This window comes from Pseudotenacibaculum haliotis, assembly GCF_042684245.1.
GTDB lineage: Bacteria > Bacteroidota > Bacteroidia > Flavobacteriales > Flavobacteriaceae > Polaribacter > Polaribacter haliotis_A.
The window spans coordinates 200,110-223,593 of the sequence record NZ_JBHULH010000012.1; the positions used below are offsets into that span (position 1 = coordinate 200,110).

General features: G+C 36.2%; 21 protein-coding genes. 13 read left to right on the forward strand and 8 right to left on the reverse strand.

Features of this window, described 5'->3' with window-relative positions; genetic code table 11:
* Positions 1-141: 141 nt before the first annotated feature.
* The 3 genes from ACFSRZ_RS15395 to ACFSRZ_RS15405 all read right to left on the reverse strand — a co-directional run bounded on the left by ACFSRZ_RS15395 (position 142) and on the right by ACFSRZ_RS15405 (position 5,323).
* Positions 142-1,914, reverse strand: coding sequence for a DUF2853 family protein (locus ACFSRZ_RS15395; protein WP_379667465.1), 1,773 nt, complete (start codon positions 1,912-1,914; stop codon positions 142-144).
* A gap of 338 nt (positions 1,915-2,252) precedes the next feature.
* Positions 2,253-4,697, reverse strand: coding sequence for a sodium-translocating pyrophosphatase (locus tag ACFSRZ_RS15400; RefSeq protein WP_379667466.1), 2,445 nt, complete (start codon positions 4,695-4,697; stop codon positions 2,253-2,255).
* Positions 4,698-4,810: 113 nt separating this feature from the next.
* On the reverse strand, positions 4,811-5,323 hold the full coding sequence (locus ACFSRZ_RS15405; protein ID WP_379667467.1) for an inorganic diphosphatase: 513 nt from the start codon (positions 5,321-5,323) through the stop codon (positions 4,811-4,813).
* A 208-nt stretch (positions 5,324-5,531) separates the two neighbouring features.
* Between ACFSRZ_RS15405 and ACFSRZ_RS15410 the strand changes: the two genes are divergently transcribed.
* Positions 5,532-5,960, forward strand: a complete 429-nt coding sequence (locus tag ACFSRZ_RS15410) for a hypothetical protein (RefSeq protein WP_379667468.1) — start codon at positions 5,532-5,534, stop codon at positions 5,958-5,960.
* A 3-nt stretch (positions 5,961-5,963) separates the two neighbouring features.
* Here ACFSRZ_RS15410 and ACFSRZ_RS15415 read toward each other — a convergent pair whose 3' ends face one another.
* Together ACFSRZ_RS15415 and ACFSRZ_RS15420 are read right to left on the reverse strand one after the other, a co-directional pair.
* The gene (locus tag ACFSRZ_RS15415; protein ID WP_379667469.1) at positions 5,964-8,468 is read right to left on the reverse strand and encodes a DUF5686 and carboxypeptidase-like regulatory domain-containing protein; all 2,505 of its coding nucleotides are present in this window, start codon (positions 8,466-8,468) and stop codon (positions 5,964-5,966) included.
* Between the two features lie 62 nt (positions 8,469-8,530).
* Complete coding sequence (locus ACFSRZ_RS15420) at positions 8,531-9,508, reverse strand: pyruvate dehydrogenase complex E1 component subunit beta (RefSeq protein ID WP_379667470.1); 978 nt, start codon at positions 9,506-9,508, stop codon at positions 8,531-8,533.
* Positions 9,509-9,563: 55 nt separating this feature from the next.
* On the opposite strand from ACFSRZ_RS15420, the gene ACFSRZ_RS15425 reads away from it, so the two are divergent.
* The 8 genes from ACFSRZ_RS15425 (at position 9,564) to ACFSRZ_RS15460 (ending at position 16,774) form a co-directional block, all read left to right on the forward strand.
* On the forward strand, positions 9,564-10,754 hold the full coding sequence (locus ACFSRZ_RS15425) for a hypothetical protein (protein WP_379667471.1): 1,191 nt from the start codon (positions 9,564-9,566) through the stop codon (positions 10,752-10,754).
* Positions 10,755-10,809: 55 nt separating this feature from the next.
* Entirely contained in the window at positions 10,810-11,556 is a 747-nt protein-coding gene (locus ACFSRZ_RS15430; RefSeq protein WP_379667472.1) for an electron transfer flavoprotein subunit beta/FixA family protein, read from the forward strand.
* A gap of 21 nt (positions 11,557-11,577) precedes the next feature.
* The gene (locus tag ACFSRZ_RS15435) at positions 11,578-12,546 is read left to right on the forward strand and encodes an electron transfer flavoprotein subunit alpha/FixB family protein (protein WP_379667473.1); all 969 of its coding nucleotides are present in this window, start codon (positions 11,578-11,580) and stop codon (positions 12,544-12,546) included.
* A 92-nt stretch (positions 12,547-12,638) separates the two neighbouring features.
* Positions 12,639-13,244 (forward strand): bifunctional nuclease family protein, encoded by a 606-nt coding sequence (locus tag ACFSRZ_RS15440; protein WP_379667474.1) that lies wholly within the window; start codon positions 12,639-12,641, stop codon positions 13,242-13,244.
* Between the two features lie 9 nt (positions 13,245-13,253).
* Positions 13,254-14,963, forward strand: coding sequence for a NupC/NupG family nucleoside CNT transporter (locus ACFSRZ_RS15445; protein ID WP_379667475.1), 1,710 nt, complete (start codon positions 13,254-13,256; stop codon positions 14,961-14,963).
* A gap of 103 nt (positions 14,964-15,066) precedes the next feature.
* The gene (locus ACFSRZ_RS15450) at positions 15,067-15,891 is read left to right on the forward strand and encodes a thymidylate synthase (RefSeq protein WP_379667476.1); all 825 of its coding nucleotides are present in this window, start codon (positions 15,067-15,069) and stop codon (positions 15,889-15,891) included.
* A 78-nt stretch (positions 15,892-15,969) separates the two neighbouring features.
* Positions 15,970-16,158, forward strand: a complete 189-nt coding sequence (locus ACFSRZ_RS15455) for a hypothetical protein (protein ID WP_379667477.1) — start codon at positions 15,970-15,972, stop codon at positions 16,156-16,158.
* 118 nt (positions 16,159-16,276) lie between these two features.
* The gene (locus ACFSRZ_RS15460; RefSeq protein ID WP_379667478.1) at positions 16,277-16,774 is read left to right on the forward strand and encodes a dihydrofolate reductase; all 498 of its coding nucleotides are present in this window, start codon (positions 16,277-16,279) and stop codon (positions 16,772-16,774) included.
* Here the strand turns inward: ACFSRZ_RS15460 and ACFSRZ_RS15465 are convergent.
* Entirely contained in the window at positions 16,755-17,201 is a 447-nt protein-coding gene (locus ACFSRZ_RS15465; protein ID WP_379667479.1) for a DUF6146 family protein, read from the reverse strand. The two genes, ACFSRZ_RS15460 and ACFSRZ_RS15465, sit on opposite strands and share 20 nt — an antisense overlap.
* A gap of 115 nt (positions 17,202-17,316) precedes the next feature.
* On the opposite strand from ACFSRZ_RS15465, the gene ACFSRZ_RS15470 reads away from it, so the two are divergent.
* Complete coding sequence (locus ACFSRZ_RS15470) at positions 17,317-18,636, forward strand: M24 family metallopeptidase (protein ID WP_379667480.1); 1,320 nt, start codon at positions 17,317-17,319, stop codon at positions 18,634-18,636.
* Between the two features lie 9 nt (positions 18,637-18,645).
* A complete protein-coding gene (locus ACFSRZ_RS15475) occupies positions 18,646-19,572 on the forward strand; it encodes an ion channel (protein WP_379667481.1) in 927 nt (308 codons plus the stop codon).
* Here ACFSRZ_RS15475 and ACFSRZ_RS15480 read toward each other — a convergent pair.
* Positions 19,543-19,740 carry a hypothetical protein gene (locus ACFSRZ_RS15480; RefSeq protein WP_379667482.1) on the reverse strand — a complete coding sequence of 66 codons (198 nt, stop codon included), beginning with the start codon at positions 19,738-19,740 and terminating at the stop codon, positions 19,543-19,545. The two genes, ACFSRZ_RS15475 and ACFSRZ_RS15480, sit on opposite strands and share 30 nt — an antisense overlap.
* Before the next feature lie 32 nt (positions 19,741-19,772).
* Here ACFSRZ_RS15480 and ACFSRZ_RS15485 point away from each other — a divergent pair, with 32 nt between their 5' ends.
* Positions 19,773-20,495 carry an SDR family NAD(P)-dependent oxidoreductase gene (locus tag ACFSRZ_RS15485; RefSeq protein ID WP_379667483.1) on the forward strand — a complete coding sequence of 241 codons (723 nt, stop codon included), beginning with the start codon at positions 19,773-19,775 and terminating at the stop codon, positions 20,493-20,495.
* 57 nt (positions 20,496-20,552) lie between these two features.
* Positions 20,553-20,933, forward strand: a complete 381-nt coding sequence (locus ACFSRZ_RS15490; protein WP_379667484.1) for a pyrophosphohydrolase domain-containing protein — start codon at positions 20,553-20,555, stop codon at positions 20,931-20,933.
* A 47-nt stretch (positions 20,934-20,980) separates the two neighbouring features.
* On the opposite strand, the gene ACFSRZ_RS15495 is transcribed toward ACFSRZ_RS15490, so the two are convergent.
* On the reverse strand, positions 20,981-23,419 hold the full coding sequence (locus ACFSRZ_RS15495; RefSeq protein WP_379667485.1) for a hypothetical protein: 2,439 nt from the start codon (positions 23,417-23,419) through the stop codon (positions 20,981-20,983).
* Positions 23,420-23,484: the final 65 nt, after the last annotated feature.

Below are 23,484 nucleotides of genomic sequence, written 5' to 3' on the forward strand. Positions count from 1 at the left end.
AAAAGTATATGGACACCTCCCTAATCCCCTTCAAGCCAGCCTGCGTCGGGCAGGGAGGGACTACAGAGGAGTCAACCAAACAAAAGCCACCTCCATACCAAACAGATCCTGTGGTATAGAAAAGTAGCTTTTTAAGATTGATTACTTTTGGAAGACGCTTTCTTTTTTTGTGAGTACCGTAAGTAAATAGTAGAACTCGACACGTAACTTACGACGGTTTGATTTTCCTAATAACTCACATACCAAATGGATATAATGATCCAGCTCAGGACCGTTTTTGATTCTTAATTTTTTGATTAAGAAGTTATTCTTGATAGTTTTTAACTCAGTAAGGTCAGAACAGGCTACCAACTTGGCATCTTTTCTTCGAACTGCAGATCCTAGGTATTTGGTGATGGCTTTATATAATGATGCATCATAAGCAAGGCCATAGGTGCTTAATGCATTTTGAAAAGCATCTGTAGACTCATCATCTTCTCCCACAATTGGGAACAATTGAGAAGAATACACAGGGCCCAATTTACTAAAGTCATAAAAACCTTCTTCTATATTATATACTTTCCCGTGTGCTTTCTTGAATTCGATCATAGCAAATCCGTTTTGCAATAGATTGCTGTCTGGTTTCTGGTTTTTTTCACGCCATTTAACCTGTGAAATATCCAAAGCATCGGTGTTTCCAAACGGAATAGATCCATGACCTGCACAACGAGCCAGAGTACTAGTCTTAAATGTAGGTTGCCCTTTCTCTTTAATGGTTAAAGGAGAATTGTAAACAATAGCATTATGTACATGTCCCCAATACCAAGCATAAGGATCTGAGTTTCCTAAAGCTTGATGGATTTGCCCCCAAAGAGGATTCACTTTAGTACAAGCATCTTCAAATCCGTTGTGATGCGTAAATACAATCGTCTTTTTAGGATCTAACCCTAAACTTTTGATCCATGTAGCTTGCGATCCATCAGTTTCGCCAATACTTCCTTGCATATAAGCATCAAAGGCACTTCCCATATAAGCAGAGTCTAAACCTAGTAAGTTCCAATCTCCAAACTTTAATAAAAAGCAACCTTGCCCTTGCTGAGCGCTAAAAGGAGTAGACGGATGCCCTAAAGCTTCATCAAAATAACCATTCCCACCAGCATACATTTCATGATTAGAATTCAAGGTAAAAGATTTGCCTGCATATTGATGTGGCCATAATTGTAAGAGGTTTTTCATTTCTTCTCCCGGGCTGAAATAATGCTTTCCGTGAGGAGAATCTTTCATAGGGGTTCCGGAATAGTACACGTCTCCTAAGTGAATAATATAATCTGGATCATGTCTTATGATATGGTTCATAACAAGCTCAGAAGTTTGATCACCCGCTCCCCAATCTCCAACAATTGCAACACGAACAGAATCAGGATCTTTTCCTTCTAATTTAACAGGAAGTACTGTAACCGGAGGATACGTATCGCCAAACTTATTCAAACCTCTGATAGCAGTTTCTAAAAGATTTAAAAAGGCAAGAAACCAATTGGCATCATAGGTAGCAAACAACTCTCCACTTAATACCGATCCATCAGTATAAATAAGCTCATGAGTGCCGGAATGAATATAATCGTAGTTTTCAGTAGTCATTTTACTAACCGGAAAAGTATCGTTGCTAGTAATCCTCCACAGCCCAACAACTCCAATAATCTCCAAGATCAAAGTATCATCAAAAGGAAGAACATAGGGATTGTTTAGCCAATAGGCAGCCATTCCCAGTTCTATACTGCCACTTCCGGGTTTATATCCTTCTGGTGGTTGAGGTGGTTCTCCTTGCCATTTCCCTTTTGAGATCATGAAGCTGATGAGGTCCCATTCTGAGTTTTCGATGTAGGCTTGAAGTTTCTTCAACCCTTCTGTAATAATGCCGTTGGATACGTTTTCCATGATTATCTATTTAAAGTTTAGTGTCTAATAGCAAATACCCTTTAAGCAAATTATGTTTGCTTAAAAGGCGTAAGATCAACTTGAAAAGGCACAGCAAAAAATCAGTTGCCAAAGGGACGGAAAGGGTTCGCTGATCGTTGTTTCTAAGTTAGTTGAAAATCAAAAGCAGGTAAACAGCCAAGACTACCTGTATTGAAAAACGGGTATTTTTACCCGCTACAAGAAATAGCCTACTTGTAAATATATTTACGTAGTAAAGACCACAGAACTTTGTATATAAGAAAAAACCGCTCTCCAGAAGCTTCTGGAGAGCGGTTTTTATATGATTGAAAGAAAATCTATTCTACTTTCTTTACTTCTTTTTTGATTTTGATCTTTACATTTTCAGCATCACCTTTAAACGCTTCGATCTTCTTTTCTACTTCTTCTTGAGTTCCTTCAAAGATCTCTTCTTTGGTAACAGTTTCACCGTTTTCATTTGTAGTTGAAGTAGTAACAACAGCTTTTACAGTATTATCTTTATTTTTAGATACATCCATTTTTACAACTTGTGTAAAATTGTTATCGTTCTTAGCTAATTGATCAACTTTGATTTCTACTGTTTCAAGGTTCTTACCGTGGCTATCATCTGAACCGTGCCCTCCTAAGATAGGAGCAATTACCAACCCAACCAAACAAGTTAACTTGATCAAGATATTCATAGATGGTCCTGAAGTATCTTTAAAAGGATCTCCAACAGTATCTCCGGTTACAGCCGCTTTGTGAGCGTCAGAACCTTTATATGTCATTTCTCCGTTGATCTCAACTCCAGCTTCAAATGATTTCTTAGCGTTATCCCAAGCTCCTCCAGCATTGTTTTGGAAGATTGCCCACATAACACCAGATACACAAACTCCAGCCATATAACCTCCTAAAGGCTCAGCTCCAAACAACAATCCAATTAAAATAGGAGTAATGATAGTAATTAAACCTGGTAAGATCATTTCTTTTAAAGCAGCTTTGGTAGAGATATCTACACACTTTGCATACTCAGGAGTTCCTTTTCCTTCCATGATTCCAGGAATCTCTCTAAATTGACGACGTACTTCTTGTACCATTTCCATCGCAGCTTTTCCTACAGACTGCATTGCTAATGCAGAGAAGATCACAGGGATCATACCTCCAACGAATAGCATAGCTAGTACATCTGCTTTAAAGATGTTAATTCCGTCAATTCCTGTAAAGGTTACATAAGCAGCAAATAATGCCAAAGCAGTTAAAGCTGCAGAAGCAATTGCAAATCCTTTTCCAACTGCTGCAGTAGTATTTCCTACAGAATCTAAAATATCAGTTCTTTCGCGTACGTGCTCTTCCAATTCACTCATCTCAGCAACACCACCGGCGTTATCGGCAATTGGTCCGAATGCATCAATAGCTAATTGCATTGCAGTTGTTGCCATCATTGCAGAAGCAGCCAACGCTACTCCGTAGAATCCTGCTAAAGCATACGATCCAAAGATTGCAGCAGCAAATAAGATTACAGATAAGAATGTAGATTTCATTCCTACTGCCAATCCGGCAATAATATTTGTAGCAGCTCCGGTAGAACTGTTTTTTACAATATCTAATACAGGTTTTTTTCCTAAACTAGTGTAGTAAGCTGTTACTACAGAGATCAAAGCTCCTACTGCCAATCCAATACAAGCTGCATAGAATACATTCATAGAAGCAACGTCTTTTGTTCCTTCTCCAAAGAAGTTCATTTGCATAGTTTCTGGCAACATCCAATCGATTAAGAAATAACTTGCGATTAATGTGATAATGATAGAAACCCAGTTTCCTAAGTCTAATGCTTTTTGTACTTGAGCTTCTTTTGCAGTATTGTCTTTAATTCTTACTAAGAATGTTCCTAAGATAGAAGCTAATACTCCAACACCAGCAATAACCAATGGTAATAAGATTGGTCCCATGTTGTTGAATGCATCAGTATATTGACTTGTTACAGACATATCTCTGATCACGTAGTTACCTAATACCATAGCAGCTAATACTGTTGCTACATACGAACCAAATAAATCAGCTCCCATTCCGGCAACGTCTCCTACGTTATCTCCTACGTTATCTGCAATTGTAGCTGGGTTACGAGGATCATCCTCAGGAATTCCAGCTTCTACTTTTCCTACTAGATCTGCTCCTACATCGGCAGCTTTGGTGTAGATTCCTCCACCTACACGAGCAAATAATGCGATAGACTCAGCTCCTAAAGAGAACCCTGCTAAGGTTTCTAGTACGATGGTCATTTCATTATAGAAATCTCCTCCTTCGGTCATAAATTGACCTAAGAAAATGAAGAATAATAAACTCAAACCTAATACGGCCAATCCTGCAACTCCTAAACCCATTACAGTACCACCCCCAAAAGAAACTTTTAAGGCTTGAGGTAAACTTGTTTTGGCAGCTTCAGCAGTTCTGGCATTCGCTTCAGTAGCAATTCTCATTCCAACATTTCCTGCCAATGCAGAAAATACAGCTCCAATAATAAAAGCTGGAATAATCATGATACTGGTAGTCTCTACTACTTGAGAGATTCCGAAAAGAGCACCTGATGCAATGATTACGAAGATGAACAATAAACGATACTCTGCTCCTAAGAATGCTAAAGCTCCTTCTTTGATGGCTTTAGAAATAGATTGCATTTTATCGTTTCCGGCAGCTTGCTTTTTTACCCACGACATTTTCACGAACATAAAAAGCAAACCTACAATTGCCAAGACCATTGGCACATAAATCATATTAGATTCCATATATGTTTGGTTTTTTGTTTATAAGCTGGGCAAAAGTAGTGAAATCGACCCAAATACGAAAGCCCTTTCATATTCAATATGAAAGGGTTGAATTAACTTAGTGTTAAGTAAGTTTAGATGCTAAAGCTATTTTTAGCCTTGTGCTCGCTGTTTTGGTAACGCTCTACACATTTATCGTAGATCTTGTATGCTTCTTTAGCATTACCCCATCCACCTACATCTACTTTCTTCTTTTCTAGATCTTTATACACTTGAAAGAAATGTGTAATTTCTTTTTTTCTGTGTGGGTTTAGATCAGAAATATCTTCATAACTGTTCCAAATAGGATCAGTAACAGGAACACAAATCAATTTTTCATCCGGACCTTTTTCGTCAGTCATATGGAAAACCCCAATAGGTTTTACTTCCATAACACACATAGGAAAAGTAGGTTCAGTTCCCATTACCAAAACATCTAACGGATCACCATCCAATGCTAAGGTTTCAGGAATAAAGCCATAATCACCCGGATACATCATTGAAGAAAAAAGCATTCGATCGAAACGGATCTTCTTCAACTCAAAATCATACTCGTATTTGTTTCTACTTCCTTTCGGAATTTCTATTAAAACGTCGAATGTTTTCATGCCTTTTATTTTTAAGGGGTGCAAAGGTACCGAATTATAAGTTTATGACCAATGAAACTTAGTAAAGAGTTTGTTATAATATGGCTTTTTTCAGCGGTATAATTTTTGATGAATTTTAGGGGGTGAGACCTATCAGATTCTTTGTTTTTGTAAAGAACTGAATTAAAGTTTATTTGCTAATTTTATAACTAAATTTAACCAACCCTATATGCGATCTATAAAAATACTATCCCTAGTTTCATTACTCTTTTTTATAGGATGTGATGAGCGACAAGCAGACCTTCCTGTGTGTGGAAAATTTGCTTTTGTTTCTTCAGACCAATTTGACAATGCGATCAACCGAGGAGATTTCTTTATTCAAAGTGCGCGAATAGAAGACGATTGTTTGCTGATGAGTGTTAGAATAGGAACCTGCGATATTAACGATACAGAAGTTGAACTTGTAGATTCCGGTTCCGTTACCAATTCAGGAGAACATCACAGAACACTCCGTTTGCTATTAGACACAGATGATTCTTGCAACGTTGATGAAATTGTTACCCTAAGCTTTGATCTTAGACCCTTAAGAATTACAGAAGCTCAAGAAGTAATCCTGAACATCCAAACATTTGGTGAGGCTATTACGTATACTTACTAAGCACTAGAAATAAAACCCGGTACCAAACGTAATTCCGAATTTTCTAGCACCCGGATTGTTGAGGTAATTTCCTCTGAAATTGAAATCAACTCGTAAAACCTTTAAGATGTTTGCAATTCCAATGCTATACTCAAAATACGGAGCTTTGTTTGGAGCCTGCAATAGAATCTGAGATGGATTGTTTGTTGTGTTCAGAGCAATGTTCTTATCCGATAATTGTCCCCAAGCTGTTCTAAAACCAACCACTGTTCTTAAATTCAGTTTTCTTAATAGAGGAATTCTGGCAAATATTCTACCATTGAAATTATGCTCTAAATGGAACGAAGAATAAGTGTCTGTTACAAACTCATAGAAATCTAATTGATTAAAGGTATTAAAGAAAGCAAAATAGGTTTGATTTCCCGGAACAACACTTAACAAGCCTAAAGGAACTTCTCCAAATGTTTTTCCTGCCTCTAAAGAGGTTCTCATTCTTCCAAAACCACCAATAAACCAAGGTTGTGTATAGGCAAGCTGTACTTTTGTATAGTCAAAATCACTGCCAAACGGACCTTTACTTCCTTTGGTTACCTGTAAGAAAATATTTCTCAAACGATCTGTATTTGTAGAGATCTCTACACCGGTTCCAGAGACTTTTCTTCCCGGATAGTAGTTGGCTGTAAATATTGTTTCGTACTGTTTCAGTTCCGATGAAACTCCTGTTGGAGATGTAGGATCGTTGTAATCCAAACTAAATGTTGGAGAAGCAGAACGCAATATCTTATAACTGTTAGATAAACTCAAGACAAGGTTTCGAAGCGGTTCAATTTCCAGCGAGACCATTGACAGGTTTAAGTTGGTCAATCGGTCATTGGAGCCTGTTCCTACCAACGATGACGAACCGTTACTTCTTCCCAGTACATCTGTTGTAGCTGTTAAAGAAGCTCCAATTTGCTCTACATCTCTTCGGTTTCCACCGGAAAGAATCAATCTACTTTTCTTATCCAGTAGCACCTTTCCTTGAATTCCGTATTTGAACTTTCTGTCTTTAAATCCATAGGCAGTGTAAGCTTCTATACGCCAAGGATCATTATATCCGAAATAAGTTCTACCCCCGGTTCTAATACGTAATCCTTCCACATCATTAAACCCGAATGTAGAGAAGATAGGTCCGTAATCAAAGTTAATGCTATCAAACTCATAATACCCGGAAGATAGCGTAGCAATTGTATTGTAAATTCGTTTGAACTTCTTAACTGTTTTTAATGTGTCTAGAAGCTCATATACCCCTTGTTCGTCTTTATTTAACTTCTCAAGACGATTGTCTTCCCAAAACTCATCCGGTTGATTGTAAACCGTATCGTCAAAGTTGTACTGTTTCTTTTCGTAAAACTTTTCGTCTAACTTTTTATCAAACTCATAATTGGTATACAAAGTGGTTCTCTTACCGTAAAGACCTCTTGACTTTTCACGCTTGTTCAGTGCAAAATCAGATAAGAAATAATCACGTTTCAGCAAGAAAATAGAATCGTTCAAAATATCAAACTCTTGCTCTATATAGATGTCTTTTACCCAGTTGATGTTGGCATTTTTTGATGCCTGCATGTTAATCTCTTTGATGGCAAACGTAGAATCGTTTACCCAAAAATCACCCTTAAAAGTCAACTCATTTTTCCTTCTAGGATAGTAGATAATATTATAACACCATTTATTATCTATAAAGGCACTGTCTGCCAGATAATAGTTATAGTTCTGAATTCCGGTTCTAGAAAGCGGACTTACAAAGCTCTTGTAAAAGAACTTGATGTAATTATCGTAAATATTATAATCTGTATATAAGTCGTCAATAAAGTCGATAATAGCTTGGTTGTTGCTAAACCCTGTGTTCTTATTTCCTTTCAAGACTTCTTTCTCTTTGTTTATCGTATTATCTCCATAAACTTCAGAAACAGATTCGTTTAAGAAAACCGGCAAGTAAGTCTTTCCTGTAATGGCAGAGGTATCTACATTTTTAAAGACAAACTCCATTCCTCTAAACAAACGTCTTTTCTTAAAAGTACTATCTATTGTATTAAGGTCAAACTCTACCTTTTGATATTTCTTATATTGATATTGATCGAATTTTCGAACTCCATTCTTACGTCTCTTTTCCCAGATCTTACGAAGAATATCAATAGCCGGATTGTTCTTCTTAGGTTGTTTTCCGGTAACAATTACTACTTCATTCAACGTGTTTGCTTCTTCTTTTAAAACAAACTTCATGTTGTAGTTTACCTTCTTGGTTAATGTGTATTCTAAGGTTTCGTACCCTAAAAAAGAAATCACAAGAGTTTTCCAAGTCTTTTTAGACTCTAAGTAAAATCGACCATTCTCATCGGAAATGGCACCTTCTATAGATCCTTTAAAAATGATATTGGCATAGGCTACAGGCTCGTTGTTTTCATCAAAAACACGACCACTAACTTTCGTCTGTGCGTAGGTAAAACCAAATGATAAAAGGAAAATGATAATTGGGAAATATCGCTTCATAAGAAAAAAAACTTCATCAACTTTTATGCCGATGAAGTTATTATAACGCAAAAAAATGCGATTTATTTGTATAAAACTTCTTTTACAGCTTTTACAACATCACCGCTATTTGGTAACCAAGCTTCTAAAAGCACTGGAGAGTAAGGTGCAGGTGTATCTGCTGTTGTTATTCTTTTGATTGGAGCATCTAAATAATCGAAAGCTTCATCTTGAATTCTAAAAGTAATTTCTGAAGCAACACTTCCAAATGGCCAAGCCTCTTCTAAAATTACCAAACGATTGGTTTTCTTTACAGATTCAACAATGGCAGCGTGATCCATTGGACGAACAGTTCTTAAATCGATGATCTCAATAGAAATTCCCTCTTTAGCTAATTCGTCAGCAGCTTTGTATGCCTCCTTAATAATCTTTCCAAAAGAAACTACAGTAACGTCAGTTCCTTCTCTTTTGATATCAGCAACTCCAATAGGAATGATATATTCTCCTTCAGGAATTTCCATCTTGTCACCATACATTTGCTCAGACTCCATAAAAATAACCGGATCATCATCTCTGATGGCCGCTTTTAATAATCCTTTAGCATCATATGGGTTAGAAGGTACGATCACTTTTAATCCCGGACAATTTGCATACCAACTTTCAAAAGCTTGTGAATGCGTTGCTGCTAACTGACCTGCAGAAGCTGTTGGTCCTCTAAAAACGATTGGGCAGTTGAACTGACCTCCCGACATTTGTCTGATTTTTGCAGCGTTGTTGATGATCTGATCGATTCCCACTAAGGAGAAGTTGAATGTCATATATTCAACAATAGGTCTGTTTCCATTCATGGCAGAACCTACTGCTATTCCTCCAAAACCTAACTCGGCAATTGGAGCATCAATTACTCTTTTAGCTCCAAACTCATCCAGCATTCCTTTACTGGCTTTATAGGCACCGTTGTATTCTGCAACTTCTTCTCCAATTAGGTAGATGCTTTCGTCTCTACGCATTTCTTCACTCATTGCCTCACATACGGCCTCACGAAACTGAACTGTCTTCATGTACTATTTAGTTGTTTAATGAAAAAGCAAAAATAGGGAAATTCTTAAGAAAAAAATGTACATTCACTTTCAAAATACGATAACGATTTCTATGCCTAAGTTTTTAGGGCTTCAGCCGAATATAACATTGGTGATTCTTTACTTTTTTGCAAACATTTTTTACTTGATAAAATATGGTGCCCGACAGGAATATATTCCCGTTTATATATTGATTGCTCTTTATCTCGTTATCGGATTAGTTGCTCTAAGAGTAGTAAAGTATTTCGAAAGCAAAATAAACAAGAGTAGATATTTCAATACTCTTTTTTTAAGCTTTGGGCTATTGATCTTCTTTGCTTTGGTAATCTTGGTATTGAATGTTGATGAATCTTCGCTGAAAGTTCTCAGGTGGAAAGGAATGTATACCACAATTTCTCACGTGCTAGAAGGAAACTATCCCTACACTACTTTTTTAGATGCTAAAGGTGATACAACCTCAAACTTACCCGCTCTTTTTTATATAGGATTGCCCTTTTATTTATTGGGAGATGTAGGGCTTTTGCAGCCTTTTGTTTTTTTATTATTGTTTGTAGTTGTGTACAAGAGTAACCTAACCAACTATATAAAAGTGTTGATGATCTCTTTGTTGGTTTTTTCTCCGGCTTTTCTTTGGGAGGTAGCTGCCAAAAGTGATTTGATGAGTAATATGGTTTTGGTTTCACTATTCATTCTGTGGTGGAAATCAAAATGGAAAAATGATATGTTTAAAAAGCCAGTACTTTTATCTTTTTTCATAGCCTTCTTTCTTTTAACTCGACTTTTTGTTGTCATTCCTTTCGTCATATTGTTTTTTTCATCTTTTTTCAAAATAGAAATGAAAAAGAAATTATGGTTTATTGTTGGGCTTCTTTTCTTTTTAGGACTGATTTCCCTACCTGTTTTAATAACAATTCCAGACTTAGATACTGCAATTAAATTTAATCCATTGAACAATCAAACCGGTGAAGCTCCATGGTATTTAAGTATTTTATTTTTGAGCTTGTCTGTAATCTTTTCATATGTGCATTCCTCTTTAAATCAGTTTTTTAAATTGTTTTTATTGTTGACCTTTTTCTTAGTTTTATCAAGGTTTTTTATCAACGTTATAGAAGAAGGTTGGCAACAGAATATGTTCGGGAGTCTGTTTGACATTTCTTATTTTGGATTGATCATTCCTTTGGTCTTGTTTTCAATTTTTACAGAAGAAAAAAATACTATGCATGCATAGTATTTTTTAATAAATTATAGTATCTTCGTAGCCACTAAATTAAAATACGTTTTACATGAAAATATTGGTATGTATCAGTCACGTACCTGATACCACTTCAAAAATCAATTTCACAGATAACGATACCAAGTTTGATACCAACGGCGTTCAGTTTGTGATCAATCCTTACGACGAATTTGTTCTTACAAGAGCAATGTGGTTTAAGGAAAAACAAGGAGCTTCTGTTACTGTTGTAAATGTTGGAAATGCGAGCACAGAACCAACATTAAGAAAAGCATTGGCAATTGGAGCAGATGATGCAATTAGAGTAAATGCTGAGCCTACCGATGGTTTATCTGTAGCAAAAGAATTAGCAGAAGTTGTAAAGAATGGAGGATACGATCTTGTTTTGGCAGGAAAAGAATCAAGTGATTACAATGGACAAATGGTTCCGGGAATGTTGGCTGCATTAACAGATTTCAACTTTGTGAATGGTTGTGTGGGAATGGAAGTTGAAGGTACAGGTGTTACAGCAACAAGAGAAATTGATGGAGGAAGCGAATCTGTAGCAACATCATTGCCATTGGTTGTTGGAGGACAAAAAGGAATTGTAGAAGAATCAGATCTTCGTATTCCTAACATGAGAGGAATTATGATGGCGCGTAAAAAGCCATTGAATGTAGTTGAACCAACAGGAACAGAGAGCGCGACAAATTCTCAATCATTTGAAAAGCCGGCACCTAAAGGAGCTGTGAAATTAGTAGATGCAGATAATGTTGATGAATTGATCAACTTATTACATAACGAAGCAAAAGTAATTTAATCATAAGAAAATAGAGAGAATATGTCAGTTTTAGTATACGCAAGTTCAACAGACGGAAAATTTAAGAAATCGGCTTTCGAAGTAGTTTCTTATGGTAAAAAAGTAGCAGAGCAATTAGGAACAGACCTAGTAGCTTTAGCAATCAATGCAGCAGATGCTTCAGAATTACAGAACTACGGAGCAGAAACTATTGTTGCTGCAAACAACGATCAGTTAGCAACATTCAATGCAAAAGCTTACGCTTCTGTAATCAAGCAAGCGGCTGAAGCTAAAGGAGCAAATGTGGTAATTGTAGATTCTAGTGTAGACGGATTCTACGTAGCACCATTAGTAGCTGTAGCAATGGGAGCCGGATATGCATCCAATGTAGTAGCTGTACCTAGCTCAACAAGTCCTTTTACAGTAAAGAGAAAAGCATTTTCTAACAAAGGATTCAACAATACAGAGATCTCAACAGAGAATAAAGTAATCGGTTTGGCTAAGAACTCTTACGGAGTACATGAAAATGCAGTTGCAGGAAATGTAGAAAGTTTTGATGCTGCCGTTTCTGATGCAGATTTTGGAGTAAAATCTACCAATATTGAAAAAGCAACAGGAAAAGTAACCATCGCAGATGCTGATGTAGTAGTATCGGGAGGTAGAGGTTTAAAAGGACCTGAGAATTGGGGAATGGTAGAAGAGTTGGCAGAAGTATTAGGCGCTGCAACAGCTTGTTCTAAACCAGTTTCTGACTTAGGATGGAGACCTCATAGCGAGCACGTTGGGCAAACAGGAAAGCCTGTAGCTTCTAACTTATACATCGCAATTGGAATCTCAGGAGCTATTCAACATTTAGCAGGAGTGAACGCTTCTAAAGTGAAAGTAGTGATCAATACCGATCCGGAAGCACCATTCTTTAAAGCTGCTGATTATGGAATTGTCGGGGATGCTTTTGAAGTAGTTCCACAATTAATTAGCAAACTGAAAGAATTTAAAGCACAAAACTCATAATTTTTATTAAATTGTGCCCTAGTTATAAGGGCTGTCTGATTTTTGGTGATCGCCATGATTAGACAGCCTTTTTTAACTTATGACATTAGCATATGAGTTTAATAAAACTAACCATAAAAGGGATCTCTTACAGTCAAACGCAAAGTGGTGCTTACGCGCTGGTTTTGAGTGAGATGGAAGGGACAAGGACATTGCCAATTATCATAGGAGCTTTTGAAGCTCAATCAATTGCCATTGCTTTGGAAAAAGAGATCAGACCTCCTAGACCTTTGACTCACGATCTGTTCAAAACGTTCTCTGAACGATTTGAAATTCAAGTAAAACAAGTCATTATTCACAAATTGGTAGATGGAATTTTCTTCTCAAGCTTAATCTGTGAAAAGGATGGAGTAGAAGAGATCATAGATACCCGTACCTCAGATGCTATTGCGATCGCTGTTCGTTTTCAAGCACCTATTTTTACCTACGAGAATATTCTGGACAAAGCCGGAATTTACTTGAAAATAGAAGAAGAAATTGCGATCAAAGAAAATTTAGACCCGGAAACTGTAGAGGTAACTCTTGAAGATACTCCCGGTTCAACCAACTTTTCAAACTACTCCTTAAAAGAACTTCACAATAAATTAAATGAAGCTGTTGCGAATGAAGATTATGAATTAGCAGCTAAGATTCGCGACGAAATAAGCAAACGTTCTTAAACATACTGTATGAAAAAATACATCATTCTTATTTTTTGTTTGATATCATCTTTGGGCTTTGCCCAGACTATTGAGCAAAATTGGAATTTCCATTCCGTAGAAAAAGAAGGAAAAGAGATCATAGAAATTAATGAAAGCGATTCCTTTACTCTAAAAGATGGAAAGTTTAGCTACACTTTAGTAGCCAAAGACAGTTTACAAGCAGAAGGAAGCTATATCCATCAAAACAATTTACTGATCTTTAACTATATACTTCCCAAAGACACTGTACGATACTATAACATATCAAATCTTACAGATTCATTGTTAACGATAACAGAAAACAATGTTTCGTACAATTTTGCCCTAAACAGCAAGGCTAAGCCTATTGTAAAAACAGAAGCAAAAGAATCAGTTTCTAAAATAATTCCTAGTAAAGGTTTTTCTTTTACAAGTCTATGGAGAGGAGCTTTAGGTATGATCGTTTTATTGATCATTGCCTATTTATTTAGTTCCAATAGAAAAGGAGTTAATTGGAAAACAGTAGGGTTAGGGATAGTTTTTCAATTATTGATTGCTATTGGAGTGTTAAAAGTACCTTTTATCCAGTCAGGTTTTGAGATCGTAGGAAAACTTTTTATTAAAGTTTTAGACTTTACCAGGGCGGGAAGTAAATTCTTGTTTGAAGGATTAGTAGTAGATATGGATACATTCGGATTCATTTTTGCTTTCCAAGTATTACCAACAATTATTTTCTTTTCTGCATTAACCTCATTGTTATTTTATCTAGGAATTATTCAATGGGTAGTAAAAGCTTTAGCTTGGTTACTATCTAAAGTGCTTAAAATTTCAGGAGCAGAGAGTTTGTCTGTAGCCGGAAATATTTTCTTAGGACAAACAGAAGCCCCATTATTGATCAAAGCTTACTTAGAAAAAATGAATCGTTCCGAGATTCTCTTGGTGATGATTGGAGGAATGGCTACAGTAGCCGGAGCTGTATTGGCAGCTTATATTGGTTTCTTAGGAGGTGATGACCCTGTATTGCGCTTACAATTTGCAAAACACTTATTAGCAGCCTCAGTAATGGCAGCGCCGGGAGCTATTGTAATTTCTAAAATACTATATCCACAAACAGAGAAGATCAATACAGATGTTAAAGTTGAGCAAGATAAAATAGGTTCAAATATTCTTGATGCTATTGCCAATGGTACCACTGAAGGATTGAAGTTAGCTGTAAATGTAGGAGCCATGTTGTTGGTATTCGTTGCGTTTATTGCTATGTTAAATTGGGTATTATCTTCTATTGGAGGTTTTACTGGATTAAACGATGTAATAGCTGCAAATACTCCTTATACAGAACTTACTTTAGAGATGATTCTTGGATATGCTTTTGCGCCGTTGATGTGGCTGATAGGGGTGGCAAGTGAAGATATGGCATTAATGGGGCAATTATTAGGTATCAAATTAGCCGCTAGTGAGTTTATAGGTTATATTCAATTAGCGGAATTAAAAAATGTAGCCAATGCAACTCATTTGACTTATAATAAGTCTATTATTATGGCAACCTATATGCTATGTGGTTTTGCCAATTTTGCTTCTATTGGAATTCAAATTGGAGGAATCGGATCATTAGCTCCGGGACAACGTAAGACCTTGTCTGAGTTTGGAATGAAAGCTCTGATTGGAGGAACTATAGCGTCCCTAATGTCAGCAACCATAGCCGGAATGATCATTGGATAGCATATAAACAAATCGTTAATAACTTTATCACAATATTGAGAGCTTCAATTCACACGAATTGAAGCTTTTTTTATTTTAGTATCGAAGAAAAAATGATGGATGTATGAAGCAATATCACGACTTAGTTAAGCACGTTCTAGAGAACGGAAATCAAAAAGGAGACAGAACTGGTACAGGAACCAAAAGTGTTTTTGGGTATCAAATGCGTTTTGACCTGAGTGAAGGGTTTCCTATGGTAACAACCAAAAAGCTCCATTTAAAATCTATCATTTACGAATTGCTTTGGTTCATCAAAGGAGATACCAACGTAAAATACCTTCAGGAAAACGGAGTGCGTATCTGGAATGAGTGGGCAGATGAAAATGGAGATTTAGGACCTGTATACGGGCATCAATGGAGAAATTGGAACAGCGATGATATAGATCAACTAAAAGAAGTGATCGAAACATTAAAGAACAACCCTAACAGTCGTAGAATGTTGGTCTCTGCATGGAACCCTAGCGTGTTACCGGATACTTCAGTTTCTTTTTCAGAAAACGTAGCGAATGGTAAAGCAGCGTTGCCTCCTTGTCATGCATTCTTTCAGTTTTATGTAGCCGATGGAAAGCTGTCTTGCCAACTGTATCAAAGAAGTGCAGATATCTTCTTAGGAGTACCATTTAACATCGCATCTTATGCCTTATTTACCATGATGATGGCACAAGTATGTGGTTACGAGCCGGGCGACTTTATTCATACTTTTGGCGATGCTCATATCTACAGCAATCACATGGAGCAGCTAGAACTACAATTATCTAGAGATGCCAGACCTTTGCCAACCATGAAGATCAATCCGGAAGTTAAGAGTATTTTCGACTTTACTTTTGACGACTTTGAACTGTTGAATTACAACCCACACCCACATATCAAAGGCGTTGTGGCTGTGTAAATTAACGTATTTTTATAATTTAGGTATTGTTTCTTGACGCGAGTCTCCGTAACTTAGTTTTCCAAACTATTAATTACTATGACCGTTATTACCACAGATCTACTGAAAGATTACATATACGAAAGGATTTCGGATATTGATGATGAGAATATTCTGATGGCAATTAAGACCCTAATTGACAATATTAATTCAACTCCTGAAGATCATATCACAGAAAAAGAAGATTTCAACAGCTATATCAAAGAATGGCTAAAAGATATGAACTAGCAAGGATCATCCACTCAACATTACGAAGCATTTTTTAGATAAAAAACAACCGAAAAATACCTGATAGAGAAAAAATTACGGTAATTTAGCTCGGATTTTTTTGCATACACTCTATTCTATGATTACAATTATTGCTGCTATTGGAAACAATAATGAGTTAGGAAAAGACAACGACTTGATTTGGCATCTATCTGCCGACCTAAAAAGATTTAAAAAAGTAACTACCGGGCACACCATTATTATGGGAAGAAATACTTTTGAATCTATAGGAAAACCATTACCAAACAGAAGGTCTGTTATCATTACCAGAAATACAGATTACAAGCAAGAAGGATGTGATATTGTTCATAGCCTGGAGCAAGCCTTAGAATTGGTAAAAGACGAAGAACATGCGTTTATTATTGGAGGCGCGCAGATCTACAAAGAAACCATGCAAAAAGGATTGGCAGACCAATTAGATATTACACGTGTGCTTAGTGATTTTGATGCAGATGTTTTCTTTCCTGAGATCAATTCAAACAAGTGGAAATTGATTGCTCAAGAAGACTTTACAGCTGATGAGAAAAATCCGTACAATTTCAGTTTTGTGAGTTATGCTAAAACGACCGAATCCTAACAGGTCGTCCCGTTCCGCCATCTAAGCGCATATTATATTTTTGTTGAGCAAACTGGAAATAGTTAAAAAGTTTGTAGTTGACCTCAAAACCATAATCGATCTTAGAATCGTAGTTGATAATATTCCCATAAATACTTTGATTGAATCGTAAAGGATTCTGAGCTCTCATATTCCAGTTCATCACATAAATCTGATTCCAAGTTTCCATATACGTTTTTGTGTAAAAGCCTCTTGGTTTGGCACGACTGGCTAAAAAATTACTGAAACCTACATCAAAAATAATCACCTCATATTCCAAACTATCATTAGCAATTACAACAGGTTTTTCCTTTTCTTTTTTCTTTTGTAAACTATCAGCAGGAGATGAGCATGCGTACACAATGATTGCCACAATGAAAATTCCGATAAATTTATGTAGATGTCTCATAATCAAAGTTTTCAGTAAATATAAAGTTCCGAAAAATATTCCAAAAACGAGCGCTTTTCCTAAACTTTAACGTTTCCAAAAGAAGAGCTATCTTTAGAGGAAATTAACCAACAATATGAGAATCAATCTGTTTGTGATCTGTCTTTTTTTAAGCAGTATCACTTTTGCACAAGTTTTACCCGAACGAGAAAGAGCCAAATTAAAAGATGAACTTTTAGAAGACAGGTTTCAAAACCTGTTGCCACAACTAATGGACGATGCAGGAATTGATATGTGGTTGATCATTTCCAGAGAATACAATGAAGACCCTGTAATGAGAACTATGTTGCCAGCCAATTGGCTGAATGCAAGAAGAAGAACCATGATGGTTTTTTACAGAGATCAAAAGAATGATACCATAGAAAGACTAGCCGTAGCCAGATACAACATAGGAAAAAGTATCAAGTCTGCTTGGCAAAAAGAAAAACAACCTGATCAATGGAAAGCATTGGTAGATATCATTGCCAAAAGAAACCCAAAAAATATAGGGATCAATTATTCAGCACACTTTCCTTTAGCTGATGGCTTGGTTAAAACAGATTACGAAGAATTGAAACAACATTTACCGGATTCGCTAGAGTCGAGATTGGTCTCTGCAGAGAAGTTAGCTGTTAACTGGATAGAGACACGAACAGAAAAAGAAATGAAACTGTTTAAGCATTTGGTTAAGATCACTCACGATATCATAGATGAAGCTTTCTCAAACAAGGTGATTGTTCCCGGAAAGACAACAACTGATGATGTAGTTTGGTGGATGCGTCAAAAAGTAACCGATATGGGACTGGAAACGTGGTTTCATCCCTCTGTAGATATTCAACGTACCAAAGAAGAACTAAAATCTCACATCTATTCATTCACCAAAAGAGAAAAAGGTAAAACCATTCAGAAAGGAGATTTATTGCATTGCGATTTTGGGATTACTTACATTGGATTGAATACCGACTGTCAGCAACACGCATACGTACTACATGATAATGAAAAAGAAGTGCCAGTATTCTTGCAAGAAGCCTACAAAAAAGGAAACAGATTGCAAGACATTCTCACTTCGGAAATGAAGAAAGGCAGAACCGGAAATGAGATTTTATTAAGCTCGCTTTCCAAAGCCAAGTCAGAAGGATTGAAGCCGGCAATTTATTCACACCCTTTAGGAAAATATGGGCACAGTGCAGGAACTACAATTGGTATGTGGGATTCACAAGGTGGAGTTCCTTTTCGAGGAGATTATCCGCTTCACAAGAATACGGTTTATGCTATTGAATTGAATGTGACCGTAAACATTCCTACTTGGCAAAAAGACATTCGGATCATGTTGGAAGAAGCCGGGTACTTTGGTAACAATGTATTTGAATATGTAAACAAACGACAAACTGCAATCAAACCGATAAAGATCAAATAGAAGAGAACTATGGCGAAAAAAGTAAAAGACCCGGGATTTGGTTATGGGTCCTTTAAGAATGCAAAAAAGATCATTAATGAAGATGGAAGTTCAAATGTAATTCACATCAATAAAAGAAGAGGACTAGAAGACCTTTATTCTTACCTGATCGAGATTCCTTGGTGGAGGTTTTTCTTGTTTGTATTTCTGGTGTACACTCTCATCAATATTGTGTTTTCAGTTGTGTACAACTTAATCGGTATTGAGCAAATCACACCTTCTACAGGAAATATATGGAGAGATTTGCTGAACGGATTTTTCTTTAGTGCACAAACCATTACAACGGTTGGGTACGGAGGGATCGCTCCCCAAGGACTAATGGCCAATATTATTGCCTCTTTTCAGGCCATGATCGGTTTGATGGGATTCTCATTCATCACAGGACTTTTGTACGGACGTTTCTCGAAGCCGCGAGCATCTATCAAATTCAGCAAGAATTTGATCGTTCGTGATTTTAAAGAACACAGGGCAATCATGTTTCGTTTGATGAATAGTAGAAAGAATATGATGATCGAACCGGAAGTAACCGTAACACTATCCATTACAGAACCTGATGAAAAGGCGGAGACTCATAAACGTAATTTTTATCAACTAAAACTGGAAAGAGATAAGATCATGTATTTACCTACCATGTGGACCATAGTACATGAGTTGAATGATGATAGCGTGTTGTCTAAATATTCGAATGAAGAATTAATGCAATTAGATGCCGAAATGTATATTCTATTACAGTATCATGATGAAGCTTTTTCTCAAAAACTATTTAAGATCTATTCCTATAAATTTTCACAATTGAAAACAGATGTGAAGTTTGTTCCTTCCTTTCTTTTTGATGAAGAAGGAAATACCATTTTAGATCATGACAAATTAGATCAGCTTAGCGATCAAAAATCGTAAGGCTACAAATACAATAATAGCAATGGTTCCGTAGATGGCTACTTTTTTTGCTGCTCCTTTATAATACGATTGATGATTGCCAGAATCTTTGCGGTAAGAAAGTGTCATAAGAATGATAAAGGCAATGACAAAAAAAGCGATAAAAATGAGTCGTCCTGTAGTGAACATAAAGTTGTATTTTTAGCAAAATTAAGAATTAAATGAAGAACGCAATCGTTTTTGGAGCAACTTCTGGAATTGGAAAAGAAGTTACCGAACTTTTGATCAAAGACGGATACAAAGTTGCCATTACTGGAAGACGATTGGAAAAGTTAAAAGAGCTAAAAGGAAAGTATCCAAATCAGATAGAAATCTACCAAAATGACATTCAAAAAGTAGAGGAGGTAGAAAAGGTTTTTCAGGAAATTGTTCAAGATTTTGAATTGATCGACTTGGTGATTCAATCTTCTGGAGTAGGTCATATTAACCCGAAACTGGAATGGAATAAAGAAAATGAGACCATTCAAACCAATGTAGTAGGCGTGACAAAACTCTACGATTTGGCTTACAATTTATTTCGAGAACAAGACTTCGGACATTTGGTAGGAATTACTTCCATAGCATCTATAAGAGGAAATAGAGCTGCTCCGGCTTATTTTGCTTCCAAAGCATATCAAAAAGCCTATTTAGAAAGTTTATACATCAAAACAAAAACCATCAAGTCTAAGCAAGTTTTTATTACCGATATTCGTCCCGGATTTGTAGATACAGCTATGGCGTTGGGAGATGGGATCTTTTGGATGGTGTCTTTGGAGAAAGCCACAAAACAGATCTATTCAGCAATTAAAAAGAAAAAAAGAGTCGCCTACATTTCAAAGCGTTGGGCCATCATTGCCTTTGTATTGAAAATTGTTCCGGCTTGGATTCTAAAAAAAGCAATTTAAAATAAATGTCATCTCGAGCGCAGTCGAGAGGTCTTAAACTATAAAAATAAGTACTAAATGAAGAAATATACCGACGCTGTACATGAGTTTCACACAGCATTTGGATTGGGAATTAAAAATGAACCTACAGCAAATATTGGAGAAGAAAGGAATTTGCTTCGTTTTAACTTGATGAAAGAAGAGAACGAAGAGTATTTTGAAGCAGCCAATAACAACGATTTGGTAGAAGTTGCCGATGCTTTAGGAGATATGCTATACATTTTAGCGGGAACCATTATCGAGCACGGAATGCAACACAAAATTGTAGAAGTCTTTGATGAGATTCAGCGTAGTAATATGAGTAAGTTAGGAGAAGATGGAAAACCGATCTATAGAGAAGACGGAAAAGTATTAAAAGGACCTAATTATTTCAAACCGAATATCGAAGCAATTCTTTAAAAGTAAGTTGGAATAAACTTCCAACTTACTTTAATTCTACGCTTATTTTAAGCGGTTTCTTCTACAGAAGTTTTTTGACGAGCTGATCCAAACCCAGAAGTTATTGAATCTTGTAATGCTTGAAAAGGAAAATCTTGCCACATAGGAATTCCTTGAATAGGTCCTTCACCTACTAGATCATAATCTACGGGCATAAATTTTGCGTCAATTAGTTTTTCTACCCTACTATCTTTTTGAGTAATTGGACCAAAACCTAATTGTACTAATTTTTTTCCAAGGTATTTCTGATCATGATCATAAATGACTTGAGCCAATTTTAAAAACTCTAAACCTTCAACGCCTTCATCTTCAATACCTTCAATTTGATCTTCTGATCGATGAAATTTAGCTTTAAAATATCTGTTGCCACTTTTTTCAAGATGAAAATGTATGATCTTTAAATCAAAATAATCTATATTAAAAAGAGTTGTATGTTTTCCATGAAGATCATTTTCTTTTAATTTTTTGCCTAATATTAACCATGCCCATTTATCCGTAAATTCATCATATGAATAGCAAGCTAAAACGAGAGAAGGTTTCTCTCCGCCATGAATAACAGGGATAAACCTAGTACTGTCTTTCATCAAAGATTGATAGTCATTTCTGAGTTTTGTCCAAGGAGATAATGTGCATTTTAGATTAGTTAAATAACCTTCGGTATAGATTTTATTTTTAGAATATGAATTAGTTGAATTGGGGTTATATCGCTCTCCATAGACTCTAGTTGTTTTGCCACTACCATAGCTGTCGCAAAATGCAGTGAGTGTAAAACCAAAAGGAGCCTTGGAAAGAGTTTCATAGTGTTCGTTAAAATAATTGTAAACAGGCATGCCTATTTTGGCAAAATGAGTGTTTGCCTGCAACATTTCACCAAATTTAGCTGTACAAATTCTAAAATCGTCATCCGTAATATATTCTTTGTTTTTTATATAGGTATTAATAAAATCTGAATATTCATAAAGTGTTTTTTCATAAGAAGCTGCACGATCTCTAGTAATATATCCTCCTGTAATTTTTAAAGGCATTTGACAGATGTAATTAAAATAAGATCCAATCAATTGCCGGGTCATTAAGTATATGTTTATTTTGGAGATGTTTAACCCTGAGCGTGTTGGGAAAAATGCATCTGTAGCCAAGGCAGGGAAATAGTCGAGATAATTGGTGAATTCAAAATCATAAATGTCATATTCACCCAATGAAATATCTTCTGAAGCATCCAATTGATCTTTTGAAGTAATGTCATTATCTGTTTTTAGAGAGTGAATTTTATTTTGAGTGTAATTCCATTTTTTTTGTGATGCATTGTCTTGTTTTTGTTCTTGTTGCCCTTCTTGCGAGATTTTCGAATCAGTTGCACTTTTAGCATCCTCCTTAAGCTTTTTGCTAAAATTTTTCCACTCATCTTTTGTGCCATTTTCCCCATTATCTTTCATCTCTTTCACCCGCATAAATTCCACCACTTTGTCAGCACTATCTAGTGTTATAGTAGGTGTCGGTAAACCTTCCTTCTTAGGTGCTTCAACAGCGGGTATTTCCGGTGCTTTTGCATCTGCTACAGGAGCAGCTATTGATGTTGGAGGTTTTTCTTGGATAGCATCAATACTTTTTCCAGCATAATCAGTGATAAATGAGTTTGCCCAATCGGCAACAGATGAGATTCCGGGAATACTTTCTACCTGAGCAGAAACAGAACCTTTTGCTTCAGAATTACTATGAGCATCCACCCATTCCTTTCCATGAGATGCACCTGCAGAGAATTTTTTAAATGCGCCACCCAAAGAATAACCTCTTCCGTGTTTTTGTTGGTCTTGGTCTACTTCTGAATCATAAGACACCAATAGTTCTCCACTTGCAGTAGAAATTAGTTTTAGTTTGGTGACAAATCCATGGCCAAATTCTGCTTGAAAATCATGACATGCTTGCAGCCATCTATTTTGAGCTTCTTCTTCTGAAAGTTGATGGTCATCATCTTCCTCTCCTTGACTAATTTTATTGAATAGTTCTAAAGATTCAGCAACTCTGTTATAAGCAGCTTTAAAACGAGGAGTAGCACAAGCATACAACTCTTCTGGAGTAACGTTGTGGTTTAAAACAATATCACAACCTATAAGGGAGTGTTTTACTTTAAGACTTAGTCCGTTAGCAGTGTTTAATTTTGCTTCACTATTGGAAGTATGTTCATTGTAACTGGTTTTAAAGAAAGGAAAACCTGCTTTTACCGTAGTATCTCCACTTGAAGAAGAGGAGTTTTGATGAGAACTGGAAAAGGAATTTGCTTCAATGCTTAATTCACCAATAGGTTGCTTTGTTTGTATCCTGCCTAAGGCATTAAGTTTAGACATGTCAAAAGCATGTTTTAATGGATTGAATTCGCGAGTTAGGCAATTCATCACACTACCGATTCTTGCGAATCCATACTTGTATGGTAATTTAGATTTCTTATTCATAAGATATGGGGTTAAAGGTTTTAAAATATGTTCTGAATCTATTGTAAAAGAGGAAGTTATTGATG

Bases quoted from the DNA above. Each gene is read 5' to 3' on its own strand.
- ACFSRZ_RS15395 (WP_379667465.1), bottom strand. From the start codon at position 1,914: ATGGAAAACGTATCCAACGGCATTATTACAGAAGGGTTGAAGAAACTT.
- ACFSRZ_RS15400 (WP_379667466.1), bottom strand. From the start codon at position 4,697: ATGGAATCTAATATGATTTATGTGCCAATGGTCTTGGCAATTGTAGGT.
- ACFSRZ_RS15405 (WP_379667467.1), bottom strand. From the start codon at position 5,323: ATGAAAACATTCGACGTTTTAATAGAAATTCCGAAAGGAAGTAGAAAC.
- ACFSRZ_RS15410 (WP_379667468.1), top strand. From the start codon at position 5,532: ATGCGATCTATAAAAATACTATCCCTAGTTTCATTACTCTTTTTTATA.
- ACFSRZ_RS15415 (WP_379667469.1), bottom strand. From the start codon at position 8,468: ATGAAGCGATATTTCCCAATTATCATTTTCCTTTTATCATTTGGTTTT.
- ACFSRZ_RS15420 (WP_379667470.1), bottom strand. From the start codon at position 9,508: ATGAAGACAGTTCAGTTTCGTGAGGCCGTATGTGAGGCAATGAGTGAA.
- ACFSRZ_RS15425 (WP_379667471.1), top strand. From the start codon at position 9,564: ATGTACATTCACTTTCAAAATACGATAACGATTTCTATGCCTAAGTTT.
- ACFSRZ_RS15430 (WP_379667472.1), top strand. From the start codon at position 10,810: ATGAAAATATTGGTATGTATCAGTCACGTACCTGATACCACTTCAAAA.
- ACFSRZ_RS15435 (WP_379667473.1), top strand. From the start codon at position 11,578: ATGTCAGTTTTAGTATACGCAAGTTCAACAGACGGAAAATTTAAGAAA.
- ACFSRZ_RS15440 (WP_379667474.1), top strand. From the start codon at position 12,639: ATGAGTTTAATAAAACTAACCATAAAAGGGATCTCTTACAGTCAAACG.
- ACFSRZ_RS15445 (WP_379667475.1), top strand. From the start codon at position 13,254: ATGAAAAAATACATCATTCTTATTTTTTGTTTGATATCATCTTTGGGC.
- ACFSRZ_RS15450 (WP_379667476.1), top strand. From the start codon at position 15,067: ATGAAGCAATATCACGACTTAGTTAAGCACGTTCTAGAGAACGGAAAT.
- ACFSRZ_RS15455 (WP_379667477.1), top strand. From the start codon at position 15,970: ATGACCGTTATTACCACAGATCTACTGAAAGATTACATATACGAAAGG.
- ACFSRZ_RS15460 (WP_379667478.1), top strand. From the start codon at position 16,277: ATGATTACAATTATTGCTGCTATTGGAAACAATAATGAGTTAGGAAAA.
- ACFSRZ_RS15465 (WP_379667479.1), bottom strand. From the start codon at position 17,201: ATGAGACATCTACATAAATTTATCGGAATTTTCATTGTGGCAATCATT.
- ACFSRZ_RS15470 (WP_379667480.1), top strand. From the start codon at position 17,317: ATGAGAATCAATCTGTTTGTGATCTGTCTTTTTTTAAGCAGTATCACT.
- ACFSRZ_RS15475 (WP_379667481.1), top strand. From the start codon at position 18,646: ATGGCGAAAAAAGTAAAAGACCCGGGATTTGGTTATGGGTCCTTTAAG.
- ACFSRZ_RS15480 (WP_379667482.1), bottom strand. From the start codon at position 19,740: ATGTTCACTACAGGACGACTCATTTTTATCGCTTTTTTTGTCATTGCC.
- ACFSRZ_RS15485 (WP_379667483.1), top strand. From the start codon at position 19,773: ATGAAGAACGCAATCGTTTTTGGAGCAACTTCTGGAATTGGAAAAGAA.
- ACFSRZ_RS15490 (WP_379667484.1), top strand. From the start codon at position 20,553: ATGAAGAAATATACCGACGCTGTACATGAGTTTCACACAGCATTTGGA.
- ACFSRZ_RS15495 (WP_379667485.1), bottom strand. From the start codon at position 23,419: ATGAATAAGAAATCTAAATTACCATACAAGTATGGATTCGCAAGAATC.